The 2,180-nt window shown below is 42.5% G+C and carries 2 protein-coding genes and 1 pseudogene; 1 reads left to right on the plus strand and 2 read right to left on the minus strand.

Translation table 11 applies throughout. The features are described 5' to 3' along the window. Window positions 1–565 precede the first annotated feature (565 nt). Window positions 566–1,453 (plus strand): Mph(E)/Mph(G) family macrolide 2'-phosphotransferase, encoded by an 888-nt coding sequence (gene mph / locus FTT88_RS16970; protein WP_071830579.1) that lies wholly within the window; start codon window positions 566–568, stop codon window positions 1,451–1,453. Between the two features lie 73 nt (window positions 1,454–1,526). Here mph and FTT88_RS16975 read toward each other — a convergent pair whose 3' ends face one another. Next, window positions 1,527–1,991 carry an ATP-binding protein gene (locus FTT88_RS16975; RefSeq protein WP_071830580.1) on the minus strand — a complete coding sequence of 155 codons (465 nt, stop codon included), beginning with the start codon at window positions 1,989–1,991 and terminating at the stop codon, window positions 1,527–1,529. A 67-nt stretch (window positions 1,992–2,058) separates the two neighbouring features. Next, window positions 2,059–2,180 (minus strand): annotated as a pseudogene (locus FTT88_RS16980) (hypothetical protein); the annotation flags it as partial.

The following is a 2,180-nucleotide window of genomic DNA, read 5'->3' on the forward strand; positions in this document are numbered from 1 at the left end:
GTAAATTTTCAGCGTTGCTGGCTCCCCGTCAGCCGGATTGGGTTGCATCGCAGGGGTGTCGAAAGAGTCAACTGCGGTCCAAAGCTGTTGGACTTGGGTGAAAAGGGCGTTTATTCTTCCTATACGTGAACCGCATCCTACGGAATGAGTAACCCTTGCCCTATTGTGAGTAGAACGTCGTATAATTCAAACGAAAGCAGTTAATAGGTATGAAATATCACAGCACAAAAGAGCGACAGGACATGTTTAGATGATGTTATTATAAAATAATAACATCATGGATGAATAAAAAATAATTTTCTATCTTTACAACTATGTTATACTTCTATGATAAGGCTATGATGGCAAAGCCTTGGTTTTCCTAATCAAATAGTCGCCGAGATGGCTTCAATGCGACAGTAGGTCTACTGTCTCACAATTAATTCATGTATCAGATTTTTGTTCCCTGATGGGAAGTGTTATCCATACGAAAAGAATATGGGTAAAGTGTTACACCTGTATATGACATTCAGAATGTCCTGTCGGGGGAACTGGTACCAATTTAATAAAAGAAAACAGTATAGAAATGACAATCGAAGATATGCAAACATTAGCCCTAGAGCATGGGCTGAGAATTTCGGAAGAGATGAGCGTCAATGAGATGGGCATCGACTTTAGAGTTGCCTTTGTAAAGGAAGTAAACGGTGAGAACTGGGTACTCCGTATACCTCGAAGAAGCGATATGCTTGAACAAATCGAAAATGAAAGTAGAATATTGGATTTAGCCAAAAGAAACCTGTCGATCAATGTCCCTGATTGGAAAATTGTATCGGAGCGCCTAATAGCCTACCCTTTACTGGAGGATGCGCCTGCTCTGACATTCGATGCGATAACACATGAGGTTTCTTGGAACATAGATCGCGATAGCATAGCTTATGTGGAGTCTCTGGCAAAATCATTGGCCGAATTACATCGTATTACAGCTGACGATGTGAGAAAGAGCAACTTGAAAATAATGACTCCAAGTGAATTGAGGACCGAAATAGCTGACCGTATCCACTTGGTGAAATCTGAGATAGGTATCAGCGAGCCGTTGGAAAACAGATACCGTAGATGGTTGGACAATGACCCTTTGTGGCCTGAATTCACTTGTTTCATCCATGGCGATCTCTATGCAGGGCATGTCTTAACCTCGAAGGAAGGTAAGACCTCTGGTATCATAGATTGGTCTACTGCGCATATGGGTGATCCTGCACTGGACTTTTCTGGTCACGTATCGGTTTTTGGAGAGGATAGCCTGAAGAGTTTGATAACGGAGTATGCTAAACAAGGCGGAACGATATGGGATAGGCTCTACGAACAATCTATAGAGAGGGCTGCTGCAGCTCCATTAGCATATGGCGCTTTTGCGGTAGAGTGCAACGACGATAATCATATCAATGCCGCCAGAGCAGCCTTAGGTATTGTTCAATAAAATGATGTGAGGATACTTTTTTAAATGCTAAAATAGGAGTTCGATTGGTGCCACTTAAGAGTATCATTGATTTCTATTTTAGCCAGTATCCTCCACTTTTAGGAGCTCCTCGAAACTCGATTTTATGATCATCTCTTAAGATTTTGAGCCACCGCTCTACTATCTTGACAGGAACTAATAGCTCGTTTACTAAAAATGGTGCACGCTTTCCTGGATTAGTTCTTATCTGATTAAATAGTAGATTTACTCCCTCACTTACTCCCTCATTAGATTCGAAAAGTAGCTTTGATGAGACAATAACTCGAAAACCGTGCTGGAAATTTTCAAAGACAGGGGGACGCAGACCATAGGATGCGAAGCCTTCTTGGATTCGTTTGATGCCTGACCCATATTTTTCAATAAAATGCGCTTCTTTGAACGTGGCAGATATCCTTTTATTGCGCGCCCATGGCGAGTAATCTTCACGAAGAAGCTGATCAATCGTTAAGTTATCAGCTAAACCACCTGGATTGAAAAACTCTATGGAATTGTAATACACCCTGATTATGGAATCGGCAAATTAATTTGGACTTGGGTGAAAAGGGCGTTTATTCTTCCTATTACGTTGTCGGCAGCGGGCCAAAAAGGAATACGTCCATGCCCATCGAGGTGAAACCGGCTGTGAGCGCGGGTTCAAGCATATAGCCCGACAGGCGCGTATCCTTGCCGATCACGACACGATGGCGGT

Origin of the sequence: Acinetobacter sp. YH01024, assembly GCF_013420195.1 — a bacterium.
Taxonomy (GTDB): Bacteria; Pseudomonadota; Gammaproteobacteria; order Pseudomonadales; family Moraxellaceae; genus Acinetobacter; species Acinetobacter amyesii.

Excerpts from the sequence above, each read along its gene's own strand:
- mph (WP_071830579.1), top strand. The coding sequence starts at position 566 with ATGACAATCGAAGATATGCAAACATTAGCCCTAGAGCATGGGCTGAGA.